General features: G+C 61.3%; 13 protein-coding genes. 7 read left to right on the top strand and 6 right to left on the bottom strand.

The features are described 5' to 3' along the window. Positions 1 to 92 precede the first annotated feature (92 nt). From BF95_RS03480 to BF95_RS03470, 3 genes are read right to left on the bottom strand one after another with little or no spacing between them, the layout of a single operon-like run. The gene (locus tag BF95_RS03480) at positions 93 to 1,166 is read right to left on the bottom strand and encodes an alpha/beta hydrolase (RefSeq protein WP_051519829.1); all 1,074 of its coding nucleotides are present in this window, start codon (positions 1,164 to 1,166) and stop codon (positions 93 to 95) included. Between the two features lie 22 nt (positions 1,167 to 1,188). Continuing rightward, on the bottom strand, positions 1,189 to 2,208 hold the full coding sequence (locus BF95_RS03475; RefSeq protein WP_043149372.1) for a cupin-like domain-containing protein: 1,020 nt from the start codon (positions 2,206 to 2,208) through the stop codon (positions 1,189 to 1,191). Between the two features lie 3 nt (positions 2,209 to 2,211). Beyond that, positions 2,212 to 2,895, bottom strand: a complete 684-nt coding sequence (locus BF95_RS03470; protein ID WP_043149370.1) for a SapC family protein — start codon at positions 2,893 to 2,895, stop codon at positions 2,212 to 2,214. 281 nt (positions 2,896 to 3,176) lie between these two features. On the opposite strand from BF95_RS03470, the gene BF95_RS03465 reads away from it, so the two are divergent. Both BF95_RS03465 and BF95_RS03460 read left to right on the top strand, forming a co-directional pair. After that, entirely contained in the window at positions 3,177 to 6,080 is a 2,904-nt protein-coding gene (locus tag BF95_RS03465) for a TonB-dependent receptor (RefSeq protein WP_043149368.1), read from the top strand. 64 nt (positions 6,081 to 6,144) lie between these two features. Then, entirely contained in the window at positions 6,145 to 7,689 is a 1,545-nt protein-coding gene (locus BF95_RS03460; protein ID WP_043149367.1) for a tryptophan halogenase family protein, read from the top strand. 20 nt (positions 7,690 to 7,709) lie between these two features. Here BF95_RS03460 and BF95_RS03455 read toward each other — a convergent pair whose 3' ends face one another. Further along, the gene (locus BF95_RS03455) at positions 7,710 to 9,500 is read right to left on the bottom strand and encodes a glycoside hydrolase family 9 protein (RefSeq protein WP_235209545.1); all 1,791 of its coding nucleotides are present in this window, start codon (positions 9,498 to 9,500) and stop codon (positions 7,710 to 7,712) included. Positions 9,501 to 9,558: 58 nt separating this feature from the next. Then, positions 9,559 to 10,227, bottom strand: coding sequence for a hypothetical protein (locus BF95_RS28685; protein ID WP_235209544.1), 669 nt, complete (start codon positions 10,225 to 10,227; stop codon positions 9,559 to 9,561). A gap of 150 nt (positions 10,228 to 10,377) precedes the next feature. Here BF95_RS28685 and BF95_RS03450 point away from each other — a divergent pair, with 150 nt between their 5' ends. From BF95_RS03450 to BF95_RS03435, 4 genes are all read left to right on the top strand, one after another. Beyond that, positions 10,378 to 11,505: a glycoside hydrolase family 43 protein gene (locus tag BF95_RS03450; RefSeq protein WP_043149421.1), complete on the top strand. Its 1,128-nt coding sequence runs from the start codon at positions 10,378 to 10,380 to the stop codon at positions 11,503 to 11,505. Positions 11,506 to 11,641: 136 nt separating this feature from the next. After that, a complete protein-coding gene (locus tag BF95_RS03445; RefSeq protein ID WP_043149365.1) occupies positions 11,642 to 14,266 on the top strand; it encodes a glycoside hydrolase family 3 C-terminal domain-containing protein in 2,625 nt (874 codons plus the stop codon). 52 nt (positions 14,267 to 14,318) lie between these two features. Further along, a complete protein-coding gene (locus tag BF95_RS03440) occupies positions 14,319 to 15,245 on the top strand; it encodes an alpha/beta hydrolase (protein WP_152542537.1) in 927 nt (308 codons plus the stop codon). A gap of 113 nt (positions 15,246 to 15,358) precedes the next feature. Continuing rightward, complete coding sequence (locus tag BF95_RS03435; protein ID WP_043149362.1) at positions 15,359 to 15,742, top strand: c-type cytochrome; 384 nt, start codon at positions 15,359 to 15,361, stop codon at positions 15,740 to 15,742. A 9-nt stretch (positions 15,743 to 15,751) separates the two neighbouring features. Here BF95_RS03435 and BF95_RS03430 read toward each other — a convergent pair whose 3' ends face one another. Then, positions 15,752 to 16,342 carry a TetR/AcrR family transcriptional regulator gene (locus BF95_RS03430; RefSeq protein ID WP_043149361.1) on the bottom strand — a complete coding sequence of 197 codons (591 nt, stop codon included), beginning with the start codon at positions 16,340 to 16,342 and terminating at the stop codon, positions 15,752 to 15,754. Positions 16,343 to 16,477: 135 nt separating this feature from the next. Here BF95_RS03430 and BF95_RS03425 point away from each other — a divergent pair, with 135 nt between their 5' ends. Continuing rightward, the gene (locus BF95_RS03425; protein ID WP_043149360.1) at positions 16,478 to 17,323 is read left to right on the top strand and encodes a p-hydroxycinnamoyl CoA hydratase/lyase; all 846 of its coding nucleotides are present in this window, start codon (positions 16,478 to 16,480) and stop codon (positions 17,321 to 17,323) included. The last annotated feature ends 50 nt before the right edge of the window (positions 17,324 to 17,373 follow it).

The following is a 17,373-nucleotide window of genomic DNA, read 5'->3' as shown; positions in this document are numbered from 1 at the left end:
TTAGAAGCGCCGATCAGGCCATTAATGTTAACGCTACCTTTTGGTGCCGTCATTTTCATTCGTTTGACAACCTGAAGGTCTGACCCGCCCCCTTATCGCGCGCGCTGAAAGGCGAGATGCGCGCTGAAGAAGGGCAACAACTTATCCTGAAAACGCCAGGCCACCCGATTGGTATGATCACCCTCATAGATTTCGAAACTGTTGGGAATGCCATAGCGATCAAGCACGCCATGCAGCGTCTGCGCGTCTGCCTTCAATCCATCCTTGTCGCCGACATCGATGGCGATCGCGCGATAGCGGCGGAGATTGCCGATATATTGATCGACGAACGCCAGCGGCGCATTCGCTGCCCATTTGGCCACGACATCGGGTTGCACCACCCCGTCCTTGACCGGCATGTCCAGATAAAGCGGCGGCTTTTGCGGGTTGGGCGACCAGGCGGCAGCCGTCGCCAATTGCGCGCGCAACATGAAGGATAGCCCAGCAGAATCGGCGGGCGACTTCACCGATTCGAGCTGTTTGAACACGGCCGGATCGATCTGCGCCGGATCGCGCGGCGACAGGCAGCAGGGGCTCATCATATAAAGCGCACCGAAGATATCGGTATGTTTCATGCCGATGCGGCTGGTCCCGTAGCCGCCCATGCTATGCCCGGCCAGCCCCCGGCTTTCGCGCTGCGCGATCGTCCGATAGTGGCTGTCGATATACCGGACCAGATCGCGCGCCACGAAACTTTCGAAATCGCCGGTCGTCACCGAACTGGAATACATCGACCCATTATGGACCGTCTTGGAATCGGGCAGCACCAGGATCATCTCCTGCGCGCCTTTGGCAAAGGCGCCTTCCACGGTCCGGGGAATGTGGATTTCCTTCGCCCATTCCTCCGCGCCGATCGAATAGCCGTGCAGCGCATACACGACCGGATAACGCGGTGATGGTTCGCGACCATAGCTGGGCGGAAGGATCACCAGCACATCGCGGTCGGCCGCTTCGCCTTCCAGATTGCCCTCGATCGTCGGGGCATGCACCTTGATGCGCTCGATCGTCACCGGCTTTGCCCCGGCGACAGCTGGCGGCGCACCCGTCGCAACCTGCGCCAAGGCAGGCATCGACGCCCCGGCCATCGCCAACGCCGTAACGACTATCATCCGTGTCTTGAACGTCATGCCAACCCCTCCATTTTCGTCGTCATTGTCCGCGCAACAGGCGCATCACCAGAGCGCGTATCCGCCCATAATTTCCTTGGCCGAGCGGCCCCAACACCCGATGCTGCGCGTCCGGCATATGGGCCAAAGGATGGCCATCGGGGCGAAAGACATAATGGTCGAAATAGGCGCGCCAGGCGTCCCGCTCGGCCGCTGGCCGTTCGGCAATGGCGATCATGGCGAGCAGCATGGCGGTGTGCGGCGCATCCGGCCCGGCGCTGAAACCATCCCACCAATAATTGACCAGAATGTTGACGGGATCGAGCGCCTCGACCTGATGCCACCATAATTTGGGGAGGTAGAGCGCGTCTCCGGGGGCGAGGTCCACCATAACGGCCCTCGCTCGCGCGGCCGCAAAGCGAGGATATTGCGGATCGTTGCTCGCCGCCCCCGCGGCCAGCGATATCGGCTGCCCCGACAAGGTATGGTCGATCGGCCCGACATAGAGATCGCCGATCGCATCGGGCGGATAGAGGGTGAAGCGTCGCCGCCCGGCTACTGCGCAGGCCAGATTATCATAGGTGTCATAATGGCAGGCAACGGTCGAGGCATTGCCCAGCCATATCCGGGGGCGGACGTTCGGCGGCAACAACGCGCATGGATTCGCCTCGGCAAAGCCGGGGAAATGATGATCGGTCGGCAGCGAACCCAGATAGCCGGTCTCGCCCGCATCCTGCGCATTGGCGGCGATCCGCGCGATCGCTTGCCGAACGGCGATGGTTTCCCTGGCAAAGTTGAAGCCGCCAGGCCCATCGCCATAATGATAGCGCCCACATAAATTTGGCGGACCAGCGAAATATTCCGCTGTCGATCCGCTGTCGAATCGCGCCAGATAGGCAAGCACGGCGTCATTGCTTTGTACGCTCATCTGCATCGCAGGCCAGTCGCTACAGACACCCCGAATCACAACGGGGCGGCACGCCTGCGCCAAATGTCGCAAACCTTCGACACCTCCGACTTCGGCAACGGTTCGTTCCAGGATAGGGACAGCGGCACTGGCCATCGGTCAGCCGAACCGTCCAAGCCTGTCGTTCCGCCGACGCGCCATCAGGCTTATATGCTGCAACGATCCGGCGATGGCGTAGGCAAGGCGCAGATGCCCGGATCGAAACAGCATCATGACGGCCGCATCGTCCAGATCATCGAGACTATCGAGGCTCACCGTATAGAGCCCATCCAGCCGCACCGTCTCCCCATCATCAAAGCTGAGCGCGATGTCGATCGGCTCGATCAGCCGGTGCGCAAGCAAGGCGGCGATGAAGGCTTCGGTCGCCTCCATCCCCGCAACCAGGCGGCTTAGCGCCTGTTGGACGACGCGCAATTGTAGGGTGGGCTTCCCTTCCGCATCGAACAACGGGTCACCATCGCCGGATGCAAAGCGGAGATGGTCCGGGTCGAAGGCGATATTCTCCTCGGCCGTAAAGAAGCCTTCGCGATCCGCCTCCAGCGCCCGAAAGGCGGGACGATCATCGGGCGAATCCACCAGATGCTCGCCAGGCTTCAACCCGGTTAGCGCCCCCAGATAGAATCGGCCCGTCTCGGCATGTTTGGAAAAAAGAATCGGGCAGGCAGCGGCAGCGGCCAGGATTTCACCAATGACGATTCGCACGAACGGACCAGATCCATGGTCCGGTGCCCGCATCCGCAAACCGGCATGCGCCACATTATTGAGCAACTGAAGCGATTTCATACCCTCTCCTCCTGCGGCACATTCTCACGCTGCCGCCGCCCTGTCTGGACGAATTTTTCGTCTCCGACAGCCTAATCACACGGGGCGATATTTACACATACAATTTCGCTTGATTGCCCGTTTCGATAGCGCTACCATTTACGCCTAGAAAAGAAAAGGCTTGGGTGAGGATCAAATCCGTTCGTGCGACGGCCCCTCCCCCCAAAGCCTGAAACTGTGATCGTGCGTGACAATAGTGTCGCGACGTTCGGGCGAGAAGAAGTGGGAGTAAGGGGAGGATCATGAAGATAGATTTCGATCGCGCTCGTTTGGCGAAGCGCAGCCGCAAGAGCCTGGCGGCGACAGCCAGCGGCCTGGCCCTGGCAATCGCCTTTCCGGCCGTTGCGCAAGTGGCCGAACAGGCCACCATCACGAACCCTGCCAGCGAAGCGGACATCGTCGTCACCGGCATCCGTGGGTCGCTGCAACGCAACCTAGACATCAAGCGCAATTCGGCTGGTGTCGTCGACGTCATTTCGGCGGAAGATATCGGCAAATTCCCGGATTCCAACGTCGCGGCATCGCTGCAGCGCCTTCCGGGCGTATCGATCAACCGGTCCGGTTCGCGCGGCGAGCCCGATGGCATCACCGTGCGCGGCTTCGGCGGCGACTTCAACGAAACGCTGATCGATGGTCGCCGCATCTCCACCGCGACCGGTGGCCGTTCGGTCGACTTCTCCTCGGTCGGTGCCGATTTCGTCGGCCAGCTCGCCGTACTCAAGACGCCAGATGTTTCGCTGTCGAGCAGCTCGATCGGTGCGACCGTCAACATCTCCTACCCCAAGCCGTTCGACAGCCCCGGCACGCGCGTCGCGTTCAGCGCCGCTGGTTCGATCCAGGACGATGCGGGCAAGGTGGTGCCGACCGTCGGTGCCCTGTTCAGCAAGACCTTTGCCGATGACACGCTCGGTATCCTGATCGACGGCATCTACACCCGTCGCGATACGCAGGTGAACCGCGTCTATGTATCCGGTTGGCAGGGCGGCCTTTTCGCCCCATGTCAGTTGGCAGGCAGCAATGCGGCAAGCTGTGCGCCATCCGATGATGTCGACGCAGCGCCGAGTGACCGCAAGAGCGTCGTCGGCTGGTATGGCCAGCAATATGGCGCCGATCAGCGCTATACCAAGGATGAGCGTATCGACGGCCGCATCGCCCTGCAATGGGCACCGTCCGACGACATCGTCCTGACGCTCGACGACAATTATTCGCGACAGAAGATTGTCACCGACATTGCCGGTTTCGGCGTCTGGTTCAACCAGGGCTCGATGCGCGATGTCGAACAGGATGAAAACGGCACGACGATCGACTTCGTGCAGCAGGGATCGCCAACCGATTTCACCGCTGGCACGGATACTCGCGTGCTGGAAACCAACCAAATCGGTTTGAACATGGTGTGGGACGCCACGTCAAACCTCAAGATCGAGGCGGATGCCAGCTATTCGAAGAGCCGTCAGAACCCCGATGGTGAAATCAGCAGCGAAAATGGCGATATCGGATATGGTGGCGCGTTGGGCACCGCAAACGGCATTCGCGTGTCCGGTAACAGCAGCAAGGCTTTCCCGGAACTGACGGCCTATGGTCCCAATGGCGATGCCTCGCGTTGGCTGGACCAGACCATTATCGGCTCGCACGTCACCGTGCGGCAGCAGCAGGTCAACAGCGACGAGATCAAGCAATTCCGCCTCGGCGCAACCTGGGAACAGGATAATCTGACCATCAAGTTCGGTGGCCGCTATATGGAGGATGAATTCAAACTCCAGAACAGCAGCACCTTCACCAACAACTTCTGGCAGGCTTATGCGGGTTACGGTCCGCCATCCGGCCAGGGCAGCGGTGTCCTGATGCCTGCCAGCCTGATTCAGGGCGTGATCGGCACCAATAACTTCATCCCCGGCTTCTCCGGCGTCCTGCCACCCGGTCTGCTGAAATATGACGCCAAGGAATATCAGCGCTATCTGGAAGGCCTCGGCAATCCCCAGGCGCAGACCATTCCGGGCTATAACGCTGGCTGCTGCGGCACCGCCTTTACCGGCGCGTTTGATCTGTTGCTCGATCCGGGCAGCGTTCAGAATGTGCGTGAAAAGACCTGGTCGGCCTATGTTCGGGTGAATTTCGAAGCCGATGTTGCCGGGATGCCTTTCTACTTCAACGCCGGCGCGCGCGAAGAAATCACGAAATTGGTATCAGCCGGTATCGGACGACTGCCTGTTTCCATTGTCGGAAGCGAAGCCGATCCAACGTTGCTCACTGTGGCCTTTGGCGAATCGCAGCCTATCTCTACGAAGAGCAGCTATTCCTACTTCCTGCCGAGCCTCGACATGAAGCTGGAACTGACCGACAGCCTGCACCTGCGTTTCGACGCTTCGCGCACGCTGACGCGCCCAGCACTCAACACGCTTACGCCGGTTCTTAACGTCGGCGTCGGCCAGCGCGTCGGAGCCCTGACAGCAACGGGCGGCAACCCGAACCTGAAGCCCTATCTGGCCGATAACTTCGACCTGGCGATGGAATGGTATTACCAGCGCAATTCCTACGCCTCCGTCAATTTCTTCCTCAAGGATGTGACGAACTTCGTTGTGCAGGGCGTCCAGCGCCAGGCGATCAACGGCGTCATTGATCCTACGACCGGTGCGGAGGCGAACTTTGCTGTGTCGCAGCGGGTCAATGGACCGTCCGCGACGATCAAGGGTGTCGAATTGGCATGGCAGCATGTTTTCGGTGACAGCGGCTTTGGCTTCAACGCCAACGCCACCTTCGTCGAAACCAACAAGCCCTATGACGAAACCAATTTGTCGCAGAGCGGCTTTGCCGTGACCGGGCTTGCCAACTCGGCCAACCTTGTCGCCTTCTATGACAAGGAAGGCTTCCAGTTCCGTACCGCCGTCAACTGGCGCGACAAATATCTGCAGGTCTTTGGTCAGGCCCAGAACAACTCGGCCTTTGGCGCGGAACCGACCTTCGTCAATTCCAGCCTGCAGATCGATTTGAGCACCAGCTACCAGCTAACCGAACGGTTCAGCCTGTTCGGCGAAGCGCTCAACATCACCAACGAAACGGTCAGCACCCATGGCCGCTTCTCCAACCAGTTGCTTGATGTGTATGCTTATGGCCGCCGTTTCACGGCGGGCGCACGCTACCGCTTCTAACGGTTCTCGCCCTGGAGGGGATGTCGATTGACATCCCCTTCTTTTTAATGGTGATTTCTCTCTTATGGTTCATCCTGTCCGCAACATCGTGATCGTCGGCGGCGGGACTGCCGGCTGGTTGACCGCTGGCATCATCGCGGCCCGCCATCGCACCCGCATTGGCCAGGGTTTCAGCGTCACTTTGGTCGAATCCCCCAACACCCCGATCATCGGCGTGGGAGAGGGAACATGGCCGACGCTCCGCACCACGCTATCGCGCATGGGCGTGTCGGAGTCCGATTTCTTCCGCGAATGTGACGCGGCGTTCAAACAGGGCGCACGCTTCGACCGCTGGACCACTGGCGCGGTCGATGACGGCTATTATCATCCCCTGATGCTCCCGCAGAATTTCGGGCAGGTGAACCTTGCCCCGCATTGGCTGGCAAGCAATCAGGGCGAAAGTTTCTGCGACAGCGTCAGCGCGCAGGGTCGCATCTGCGACGACGGCCTGGCGCCCAAGACGATAGCGACAGCCGAATATGATGCCCTCGCCAACTATGCCTATCATCTGGACGCAGGCAAATTCGCGCCCTTCATCCAACGTCATTGTTGTGAAAAGCTGGGCGTGCGCCATGTGCTGGCGGATGTCGAACAGGTGCTCATGCACGAGAATGGCGACATTCGCGCGATCCAGACCGCGCAAGCAGGCGAGATCGAAGGCGACCTGTTTGTCGATTGTACCGGTTTCAAGGCGCTGTTGATCGAAGGCGCGATGCATGTGCCGTTCAAGGACTGCAACGATATCCTGTTCTGCGATACGGCACTGGCCATGCAAGTGCCCTATGAGCGGCCGGACAGTCCGATGGCATCCCACACCATCTCGACAGCGCAGACATCAGGCTGGATCTGGGACATCGGCATCCAGACGCGCCGCGGCGTCGGCCATGTTTTTTCCAGCAGCCATATTTCGGACGAAGAAGCCGAGCGCGAACTGCGCGCCTATATCGGCCCGGCGGCCGATGGGCTGAACGCCCGCAAGATCAAGATCCGGTCCGGCCATCGCGAAACCTTCTGGAAAGGCAATTGCGTGGCCGTGGGCTTGGCCGCCGGTTTCCTCGAACCGCTCGAAGCCTCCGCGATCGTGCTGATCGAATTGTCGGCCAAGATCATTGCCGAACAAATGCCCGCCTGCCGCGAGGTGATGGACATCATCTCCTCGCGCTTCAACGCGACGACCCACTATCGCTGGGGCCGCATCATCGACTTCCTCAAGCTCCATTATGTGCTGACAAAGCGCACCGACAGCGATTTCTGGCGCGACAATGTGCGCGATGAAACCATCCCGGATCGCTTGAAGGAATTGCTGCTGCTCTGGCGCTACCAGTCCCCCTGGTTCCACGACGAGTTCGACCGCGCGGAGGAGGTCTTCCCGGCCGCCAGCTATCAATATGTCCTGTACGGCATGGGCTATCATACCGAAGTCGATCCCGCCTCGCTCAGTCGGGATCACCGCCTGGCCGATCGCGCCCGCCGCGAAAATGCCGCGCTGACCGACAAATTATGCGCCGGGCTACCCCGCCACCGGGATCTGATCAACAAGATCGTCGCGCACGGATTGCCGCCGGTCTGACCGGCGGCAACCGTTACCGCTTACTGCGTCCCCTTGCTCAGATGGTTGGCCGCATTGGCCAGTTCGATCCACGCTGCGCCTTCGGGAATGACATATTCATTCTGGCCCCAGAAATAGGGCCAATCTTCGTGATTTTCGGGGAAGTCCGGCTTGATCACCAATATGCCGGGCACGACGCCCCCGGCGATGAAGGAAAAATCAGCCCGATTATTGCCATAGGCGACTTCCTTCGACACCGTTCCCACGCCCGATACGAAAGAGATATCCGACCCAGGATGGTGCCCGGTCAGGAACGCCATGCCATGAAATAGCGCGTCCCGCCCGACAATATCGGGGAAAGCACGATGCAACGCCTCGGCCGTCAATGCATAGCCAAGGACCGTCCCTGACCCCGCCCAGCCGCCAGTCGTGATCGGAACGGCGAAAGGATTGGCGCGCGCCATCTCCACGCTGTTCGCCTGCCAACGGCGCACCGCCGGGATCATCCCGGTGCGATAGGAAGCAGGCATGAAGGGGATCGCCGCCACGGCGGTCTGCGCGTTGAAGCCAAAACCCTTTTCGATGGCGGGCCATAGCGCCTGTACCTTCGCGGCATAGACCGGCTTGCGCGTGGTGCGCAGCAATTCCACCGCCGCCGCGAACATCTCCGCATCAAGCGGCCCGCCTGTGGTGTTGCCGTGGCTGAACATATCCGGAGCCTGCCCCTGTTCCTGCTGCCAGACCCGCTCGGCGGTTGCCAACGCGCGCTGCGCCAGCGTATCATCCTGCCCGCGCAACACCCGCACGGCGGCCGCCAGCCCGGCGATCGATCCATAGTTGAGCGCCGATGACTTGCTGGTGAAGGCCCAGCGATCGTCCGGCGTTCCACTCCGTCCATTGCGAACCTCGCCCTGTTTGAGGGTCGGATCATAGGGCAGTCCATCGGTCTTGTTCACCGCATCGCCCAAATGCGTATATTGGGCAACATCGGGCTCCACGATGCCGTGAATGGCGCGGCCAACGGCGTTGAATTGGGCGAGCAATTGCAGGGTGCCATGCGCCACCTGCTGCGCCATGTCGGGCTTTCCGTCGGGCACATGCATTTCGACATGCCGCCGCGCTTGATCGACGCTTACCGTATCGCGGTCCAGCCGATAGCGCTCCGCCGCATCGGCAAGCGAGCGCACCACCTGATATTGGGATTGGGTGCGGATATCGAAATCGCCGGCATCATACCAGCCGCCGACGTTGAGGCCCGGAATATGCTCGCCCGGCTTGAAGCGCGTATCGGTCGTCGGTCCCTGCCGGTACAGGTCGATATGTTCATGGTTCAGCGGTGCCTGACGCGCATCGTCGCGATGGGAATCACCGTGCCAGCTGCGATAGGCTTCGTTGACCGACATATGGTCCATCGCAACGGGGAAATAGACATCGTTGGTCGGGTGCCAGGCGTCGGCATAGACATCCTGCGCGATGCGAAACGGCGCGGTGCGGACATCGCCATATTCGAGCATGTAGAGGCCCGGTTGCTTAACGGCACTGAAATCGAGTTGCAGATAAAGATAACGCAGATAGTCACCCCACGGTTTCACCGGCCCGGTCGCCACCGGCACCGCCGCGCCGTTGGCGTCCACGCGCAGCAATTTGAGCGGTGGCCGACGCTTGTCGTTGCGATCCAGTTCGACCGTGGCGATCTTGGGTCCATCGGGCGCATAACCCAACTGAGAATGGGCAATGACCGGCGTGCGCACCCAATCGGGGTCGGCCTGCGGCTTCACCGTCCATTGCAGCACGGTACCGGTCTTGTTTGCCGGCAGGATCGAGCGCAGCACGAACCAGCATTTTGCGCCTGATTACGCCCATCATAGAGCGCGATCGGCTGATCGCTGCTCACGCTGATCCGGCGCGCTGGGTCTTCCGGTGCCAGGACGAAGCGGCGACCGCTGGCCATCGGCAGGGGTTCGGCACCCGGCCCTTCGCTCCGCCCGCTGGCCGCATTGCGCTCCGCTGTCCGCTCCATGGCGCTTGCAGGATAGATCGGGAAGGTGCCGGTACGCTCATCCGCCATATAGGCATGGTGGAAATAGGCCGACGCAGCAATTCCAGGTTGAACCCGGCCTTGCCCGCCAAGGCCTGCGGCACGGGTTTGTCGAGAATGATGCTCAGTTCGACCGCGCCCCCGCGCCGCTCGGCACGAATGACATATTGCCAGTCATGGGCGGCATAACGCAGCGTCGTTTCGATGACGCCGGTCTGGGCGTCCACCTTTCGCTCCACCAGCGCACCGATCGCATCCCATTGTCCGGGAGTCGCGGACAATCGCACATCACCGTTGGTCGCGCTGCGCATACCCTGCTGGATGATTTCGATACCGCTGATCTTTGCATCCGCAAACAGGCCGTCATACCAGTTGGAAAAGGCTAGCACATTGACCGCTGGGCCTTCGAAATAGCCCTTTTCGTTCAACTGCAAGGCGGGTTCGCTCGGCGTCTGCGCGATTGCCGCCGTGCTGCTCAGCAGCAGCGCAATCCCGACACAGGAGGCTCGTAAACGCTTCATGTCTCTCTCCCTTGATTGCGCTACCATCATCCGAGCCGCAATTCTCACGCCTTATATCGCAGCGATTATAGATGGGCACAATATCCAATAGGCTGATTGCCATAGGCTTATGATAGCGCTATTCATGATCGAAACATGAAGGAGAGACTGATGCCCCGGACGCGACGGATATTGCTCGGAACCCTGCCCTTGGCGATGGCCTTGTTGACCGCCGGGTGCCAGCAGAGCGCGGACAATGCGCAGGCGCCAGCCGCCAATGCCGCAGACGCTTCGAAATATCTGTCCCAGCCGCTGGTCAAGGACATCTATACCGCCGACCCGTCCGCTCATGTCTGGGACGGCAAAATCTATGTTTACCCCAGCCATGATATCGACGGACCAACCGCCGAGGATGATCTTGGCAGCCATTTCGAGATGCGCGACTATCGCGTGCTGTCGATGGACAAGATCGGCGGGCCGGTAACGGTCGGACCGGTAGCGCTAGACGTCAAGGATGTGCCGTGGGCGGATCGCCAGATGTGGGCACCCGACGCCGCGCGCAAGAATGGCACTTATTATCTCTACTTCCCGGCCAAGGACAAGGAAGGCGTGTTCCGCATCGGCGTTGCAACGTCGAAGGATCCGATGGGGCCGTTCAAGGCGCAGCCGCAGCCGATCAAGGGCAGCTATTCGATTGATCCCGCCGTCTTCACCGATGATGATGGCGCAAGCTATATGTATTTCGGCGGCATCTGGGGCGGCCAGTTGCAGCGTTATGCCAACGGCAAATATGATCCGAACGGGTCGAAGACCGACCTGGAGCAGGATGACAAGCCCGCGCTACTGCCCCGCGTGGCCAAGATGACCGGCGACATGCTGGAATTCGCCGAAACGCCCCGACCGTTGCAGATCGTCGATGAACAGGGCAAGCCCCTGTTGGGCGGCGACCATGATCGCCGTTTCTTCGAAGCATCGTGGATGCACAAATTTAACGGCAAATATTATTTCAGCTATTCGACCGGCGACACCCATTATCTGGTCTATGCGGTAGGCGATTCGCCCTATGGTCCCTTCACCTATAAGGGCCGCATCCTTGAACCGGTGGAAGGCTGGACCACCCACCATTCAATCGCCGAATGGGATGGCCGCTGGTGGCTTTTCTATGCCGACACGCAGCTGTCGGGACAGACCCGGTTACGCAATGTCAAGGTTACCGAACTCCATCATAATGACGATGGCAGCATCCGCACGATCAACCCGATCCTGAGCGGCGCAGCGACGAAGAGCGCTGCCCAGTGACACTACACCGCCGGGGAAGCCATCGCTTCCTCGGCCGCCGTTTTTGTGCGGACATAATAATTACGGCACGGCCCCAAGGGTGAAGTGACCTTAGCCAAGACCAACGTCGCAACGACGCATTCAGGGAGACATGAGGATGAAGGCATCTTTCCTACGCTGTGCTGCGGGCGCGATGATCCTGGCCGGCTTGACTGTGCATAGCGTTGCGCTTGCCAATGACAGTTGGAAAGAGGCGGATGCCAAGGCGCGGGCCATCGTTGATCAATTGACGCTGGACGAAAAAGTCGAACAACTCCTCAACGTGGCACCGGCCATCCCCCGGCTCAAAATCCCGGCCTATAACTGGTGGACCGAATCGCTGCATGGCGCGATCGGCGCAGTTCCGACCACCAATTTCCCAGAACCGATCGGGCTCGCCGCGACATTCGATGCGCCGCTGATCAAGACGGTCGCGGCCACCATCAGTACAGAGGTGCAGGCGCTTCACACACTCGGTCGCCAGACTGGGCATCTCGGCAAGATCGGCACGGGCCTCAACACCTGGTCGCCCAACATCAATCTCTTCCGCGATCCCCGATGGGGCCGCGGCCAGGAGACCTATGGCGAAGACCCGTTCCTCACGGCCCGGATCGGCGTGGCCTTCATCCAGGGGATGCAGGGCGATAATCCCGATCTGCCCGACATAGTCGCCACACCCAAGCATTTCGCTGTCCACAGCGGGCCGGAACCAAGCCGCCACACCGACAATATCTTCGCAACCAAGCGCGATCTGGAGGACAGCTACCTGCCCGCCTTCCGCGCCGCCATCGTCGAGGGCAAGGCCGGGTCGATCATGTGCGCCTATAACCGGGTCGATGGCCAACCCGCCTGCGGGAGTCCTATGTTGCTGCAGGATTATCTGCGCGATGCATGGGGCTTTACCGGCTATGTCGTGTCCGATTGCGACGCCGTCGTTGACATATATGACAACCATAAATTTGCGCCCGACGCCGCTACCGGTGTCGCGGTCGCGCTGCGCCAGGGTGTCGATAGCGAATGCAATAATGCGACGCTCAATGGCCAGACAGGTCTGGGCGATCGCTATAAAGCCTCGCTCGCGCGCGGCTATATCGGCATGAGCGACATCGACACCGCGCTCGTCCGGCTGTTTTCCGCGCGCTATCGCAATGGCGACCTCCCCGGCCTGTCGAGTCGCAAGCCCAATGCCATGCCGGTCAGTCGGATTGGGACGGCGGAGCACCAGGTGCTTGCCCTGACCTCGGCGGAAAAGAGCCTGGTCCTGCTCAAGAATGACGGCATCCTGCCGCTGAAGGCCGGAACCAAGATTGCATTGACCGGCCCGCTCGCCGACGCCACCCGCGTCTTGCGCGGCAATTATTCATCGCCCCGCAGCGCCCCACCCATTTCGGTGGCCGATGGCATCCGGCAGGCGATGCCCGGCTCCGCGCTCACCCTCATCCCCTTTGGCCCCTCCATTACCGATGGCGATCCGGTTCCCGGCACCGCGCTGTTGACCCCGGACGGCAAGCCCGGCCTGCGCGCCGAATATTTCAATGCCAGCGGGGATGACGGTTTCGAAGCCAAGCCCGTGCTGACCCGCGTGGAAACCAGCCTCGTTTCCCGCGCGAGTGAATTTCAGCAGGTGTCGAAACGCTATAAGGTCGTCTGGACCGGCTATCTGGTCGCGCCGGAAACGGGGCTGTATCGCGTCGCGCTGACGGGCGTCAAAGGCACCGTCTCGCTCGAGGGCAAAGCCGTGGTCAGCGCCGAAGACTATTCGCGCTGGGCCGAACCGCTCGATCTGACCGATGTTCGCATGACCAAGGGCCAGCGCTATGCCATCCGTCTCCAGGGGGAGAGCAGCATCGCGCCCAGCCCTACCATCTTCTGGAAACGCATTTCCGACAATGTCGATCGCGACCTGGCGGACGGCGCGAAGGATGCCGATGTGATCGTCGCCGTCGTCGGCCTGACGTCCGATATCGAGGGCGAGGAAATGCCGGTCAAGATCGAGGGCTTTATCGGCGGCGACAAGACATCGCTCGACCTGCCCCGCGATCAGCGCGCCTTTCTGGAAAAGGCCAAGGCGCTGGGTAAACCGCTGGTCGTGGTTGTCATGAACGGCAGCGCGGTCGATCTATCCTGGGCCAAGGACCATGCCTCGGCCATCGTGGAGGCCTGGTATCCCGGCCAGTCGGGCGGGTTGGCGGTCGCCAATGTCCTGTCGGGAAAGACCAATCCGGCCGGACGCCTGCCCGTCACTTTCTACAAGAGCGTCGATGATCTTCCGCCCTTTACCGATTATGGCATGGACGGGCGCACCTATCGCTATTTCAAGGGTACGCCCGTCTATCCGTTCGGCCATGGGCTCAGCTACACGCAGTTCAGCTATGCAGCGCCCACGCTGGGCGCGACCGACGCCATTGCCAAGGACGGCCTGACCGTACGGACGGTCGTCACCAATAGCGGCGCACGGGCGGGCGATGATGTCGTCCAGCTTTACGTGACGCCCCCCGGCTTCGATGGCGCACCCCGCACCGCCCTGCGTGGCTTTGCCCGCGTATCGCTCAAGCCGGGCGAAGGGAAGGAAGTCGCCTTCACCCTGTCGCCCCGTGACCTGAGCTTCGTGACGCGGGACGGCGTGCGCGCGCTCATCCCCGGCGACTATCAATTGAGCATCGGCGGCGGGCAGCCGGGCACCGGCAGTCCGGTCCAGACCGTCGGCTACACCATCCGCGAGAGGGTCGACCTGCCAAAATGACAGGCGGCCATTTGGGACAGCTAAATAGATAAAAGGCAAAGGAGAGATGCAGATGAAACGCATAGTTGGTTTCGCCACAATGATCGGAGCAGCCACTTGGCTCATCACAGCGCCGATCGCGGCCCAGGCTCAGGACGACAAGATGGTGCCGATCGCCATCCCCGCGCAGCCGACCGCCATTGAACTGGGAACGCCCGCCCTCCCCGGTGCGACGGCCAAGGAATCCTGGCACAGCCAATATGGCAGCCTGTTTGCGCGCAACGTCACGGTCGCAACGCTCACTCCCTTCCTGCCCGATCCTGCCAAGGCGACCGGCGCGGCCATCGTTGTGGCACCAGGCGGCGGATTTCGAACCCTGTCGATGAACAATGAAGGCTGGGACGTGGCCAAGGCGCTGGCCGATCGCGGCGTTGCCGCTTTCGTCCTGAAATATCGCCTGCGCCAGACGCCAGCGGACATGCCGGCCTTTGAAAAGTCGATGCAGGAGATGTTTTCCACTACCGCTCGACCACCCCGCCCAGCCCCCGACCCCAATTTCGGTGACCTCTCGCCCCAGATCGCCGATGCCCGCGCCGCCTTCGCGCTGATCCGTCAGCGCAAGGCCGAATGGGGCGTCGATGCCGATCGGATCGGCATGGTCGGCTTTTCCGCCGGTGCCATGCTGACCATGGCGACGGCGCTTGCGGGCCAGGATGCCAAGCCCGCCTTCATCGGCAATATCTATGGGCCGCTATCCTCCATGAAAGTCCCGGCCGACGCGCCGCCGCTATTCGTCGCTCTGGCCGCTGACGACCCGTTCTTCGCCAATGGCGGCATCGCGCTCATCGACGACTGGCGCGCCGCCAAGCGCCCGGCCGAATTCCATCTCTACGAACGGGGCGGTCATGGCTTTGGCATGTATCAGAAGGACACGACCAGCACCGGCTGGTTCGACGCCTTCGTGCGCTGGATCGGGACGCACGGCGCGCTCACGCGCTAGGCCTATTCATTCACCTACGCTCTGCGTCAATCTTCCACTACCGTTCAGGCTGCATGTTCGATAACGCTGGGCATGCAGCCTGCGAATCCGGGTAGAAGGACAGAGACCTGACAATGACGATAGCGCGTATTTTTGCCGGATCTTTGCTTGCCTTGGCGACAATCACGCCTGCTACGGCCCTCGCGCAGGCAGGCGATGCCGTGAAGGGCAAGGTGGTATTTGCCCGCTGCGCGCTCTGCCATGACGTGAAGCCAGGCCCCAAGAAAATGGGTCCGGCGCTCAACGGCCTGTTTGGGCGGACGTCAGGAACCATCGCAGGCTTCACTTACTCGCCCGCCATGCAAAAGGCGAAGATACGGTGGGATGCCAAGACATTGGATGCCTTCCTCGCCAAACCGAGCGCGGTCGTTCCGGGCAATCGCATGGCCTTTGCCGGTGTGCCGCAGGCTGCGGATCGCGCCAATCTCATCGCATATCTCAAGAGCGCTACGAAATAACGTCCAGCGTCAGTCATGGCGGTAAAGGCGGGCGATCTGCGCGGCGATGTCGCGTGGCGTCAGCCGCCCTGGCCGATACCAGTCCGCCACACTGTTGAGCTGCGACAGCAGCAGGTTGCGATAGAGCGACCGGTCGATCTTAGCCGGTAGCGGCAGCGCGGCGACGATAGCGCGGAACAATTGTTCGAACCGGTCGCGCCGTTCGACCAGCGCCACGCGCACGGCGTCGGGCACTTCGCGAAAATCATTCATCATCGGCATCGTCAGCGAATCGGGATCGAGCTGGACTTCCAGCAGCGCAGCGCAGGCCGCTTCCAGCTGCGCCCATGGGTCGCTCTGCGCCGCCACGGCCGCTGCGATCCGTGCCTCGGCCCCATCCAGCGCGGCGTGATGCAGTTCGACGAACAGCGCGTCCTTCGATTTGATATGATGGTAGAGTGAGCCGCCCAACACGCCCGCCGCTTCGCCGATGTCGCGCATTGATGTGCCGCGATAGCCCTTGCGCGCGAAGAGCTGCGCGGCGATCGCCAATATCTGGCCCCGCCGCGTGCCCGCGCCGTCCGTGTCTTCACCCTTGGCCTGTGCGTCTGTCCTGCTCATGCAGCGCGACCTAGCATATTCGATCGCGATAGATCATCCGCCTTGGTGTGTGCGGAAAGGCGCGATGCATTATTCACTTGCAACCCGACCCCCGCTTACTGTATCCCAAGCATACATTCTATCGGGAGCAGGATCATGGAAAACCAAGAAGACGTCGTTTCCTTTGCGGTCGAGGACGGCATCGCCTGGGTGAATTTCAATCGCCCCGCCAAGCGCAACGCGATGAGCCCAACGCTCAACCGTCGCATGATGGAGGTTCTGGACGAGCTGGAATTTCGTGACGATGTCGGCGTGCTGGTGCTGAGCGGCGAAGGCACGGCCTGGTCGGCGGGCATGGACCTGAAGGAATATTTCCGTGAGACCGAAGCCGACGGCCTGCGCGGCGTGCGCAAGTCGCAGCGCGAAAGCTATGGCTGGTTCCGCCGCCTGCGCTGGTATCAAAAGCTCACCATCGCCATGGTCAATGGCTGGTGCTTTGGCGGCGGTTTCGGCCCCCTGTTTGCCTGCGACCTCGCCATCTGCGCCGATGAAGCGCAGTTCGGCCTGTCCGAAATCAACTGGGGCATCCTGCCCGGCGGTGGCGTGACCAAGGTGGTTGTCGACCTGCTGCCGATGCGCGACGCCATGTGGCTGACGCTGACCGGCGACCTGATCGACGGCAAGCAGGCGTCGGCGATGCGGCTGGTCAATGAAAGCGTGCCGCTCGACCAGCTCAAGGAGCGCACCCGCGAGGTTGCCAACAAGCTGCTGGCCAAGAACCCGGTTGCGCTCAAATTCGCCAAGGATGCGGTGCGCCGCGTCAGCACCATGACCTATGACGAGGCGGAGGATTATCTGGTCCGTATGCAGGAAGCGGCCAATTTCCATGACAAGAGCGAAGGCCGCAAGGAAGGCATCCGCCAGTTCATCGACGAAAAGAGCTACAAGCCGGGTCTGGGCGCCTATGACCTGACCAAGGCGAAGGCACCGACCGAGGGCTGAATGGTCCGATCGCCGTGCAACGCACCGGGGTTCGCCCCGGTGCGTATTTT

The sequence above is a fragment of the Sphingobium sp. Ant17 genome (genome assembly GCF_000588875.1).
GTDB lineage: Bacteria > Pseudomonadota > Alphaproteobacteria > Sphingomonadales > Sphingomonadaceae > Sphingobium.
Note: the sequence above shows the minus strand (reverse complement) of the source record. Positions and strands in the feature narration are given on the sequence as shown.

Coding starts and splice junctions, on each gene's coding strand:
- BF95_RS03440 (WP_152542537.1), top strand. CDS start 14,319: ATGAAACGCATAGTTGGTTTCGCCACAATGATCGGAGCAGCCACTTGG.
- BF95_RS03470 (WP_043149370.1), bottom strand. CDS start 2,895: ATGAAATCGCTTCAGTTGCTCAATAATGTGGCGCATGCCGGTTTGCGG.
- BF95_RS03430 (WP_043149361.1), bottom strand. CDS start 16,342: ATGAGCAGGACAGACGCACAGGCCAAGGGTGAAGACACGGACGGCGCG.
- BF95_RS03460 (WP_043149367.1), top strand. CDS start 6,145: ATGGTTCATCCTGTCCGCAACATCGTGATCGTCGGCGGCGGGACTGCC.
- BF95_RS03480 (WP_051519829.1), bottom strand. CDS start 1,166: ATGACGTTCAAGACACGGATGATAGTCGTTACGGCGTTGGCGATGGCC.
- BF95_RS03465 (WP_043149368.1), top strand. CDS start 3,177: ATGAAGATAGATTTCGATCGCGCTCGTTTGGCGAAGCGCAGCCGCAAG.
- BF95_RS03425 (WP_043149360.1), top strand. CDS start 16,478: ATGGAAAACCAAGAAGACGTCGTTTCCTTTGCGGTCGAGGACGGCATC.
- BF95_RS03450 (WP_043149421.1), top strand. CDS start 10,378: ATGCCCCGGACGCGACGGATATTGCTCGGAACCCTGCCCTTGGCGATG.
- BF95_RS28685 (WP_235209544.1), bottom strand. CDS start 10,227: ATGAAGCGTTTACGAGCCTCCTGTGTCGGGATTGCGCTGCTGCTGAGC.
- BF95_RS03475 (WP_043149372.1), bottom strand. CDS start 2,208: ATGGCCAGTGCCGCTGTCCCTATCCTGGAACGAACCGTTGCCGAAGTC.
- BF95_RS03445 (WP_043149365.1), top strand. CDS start 11,642: ATGAAGGCATCTTTCCTACGCTGTGCTGCGGGCGCGATGATCCTGGCC.
- BF95_RS03435 (WP_043149362.1), top strand. CDS start 15,359: ATGACGATAGCGCGTATTTTTGCCGGATCTTTGCTTGCCTTGGCGACA.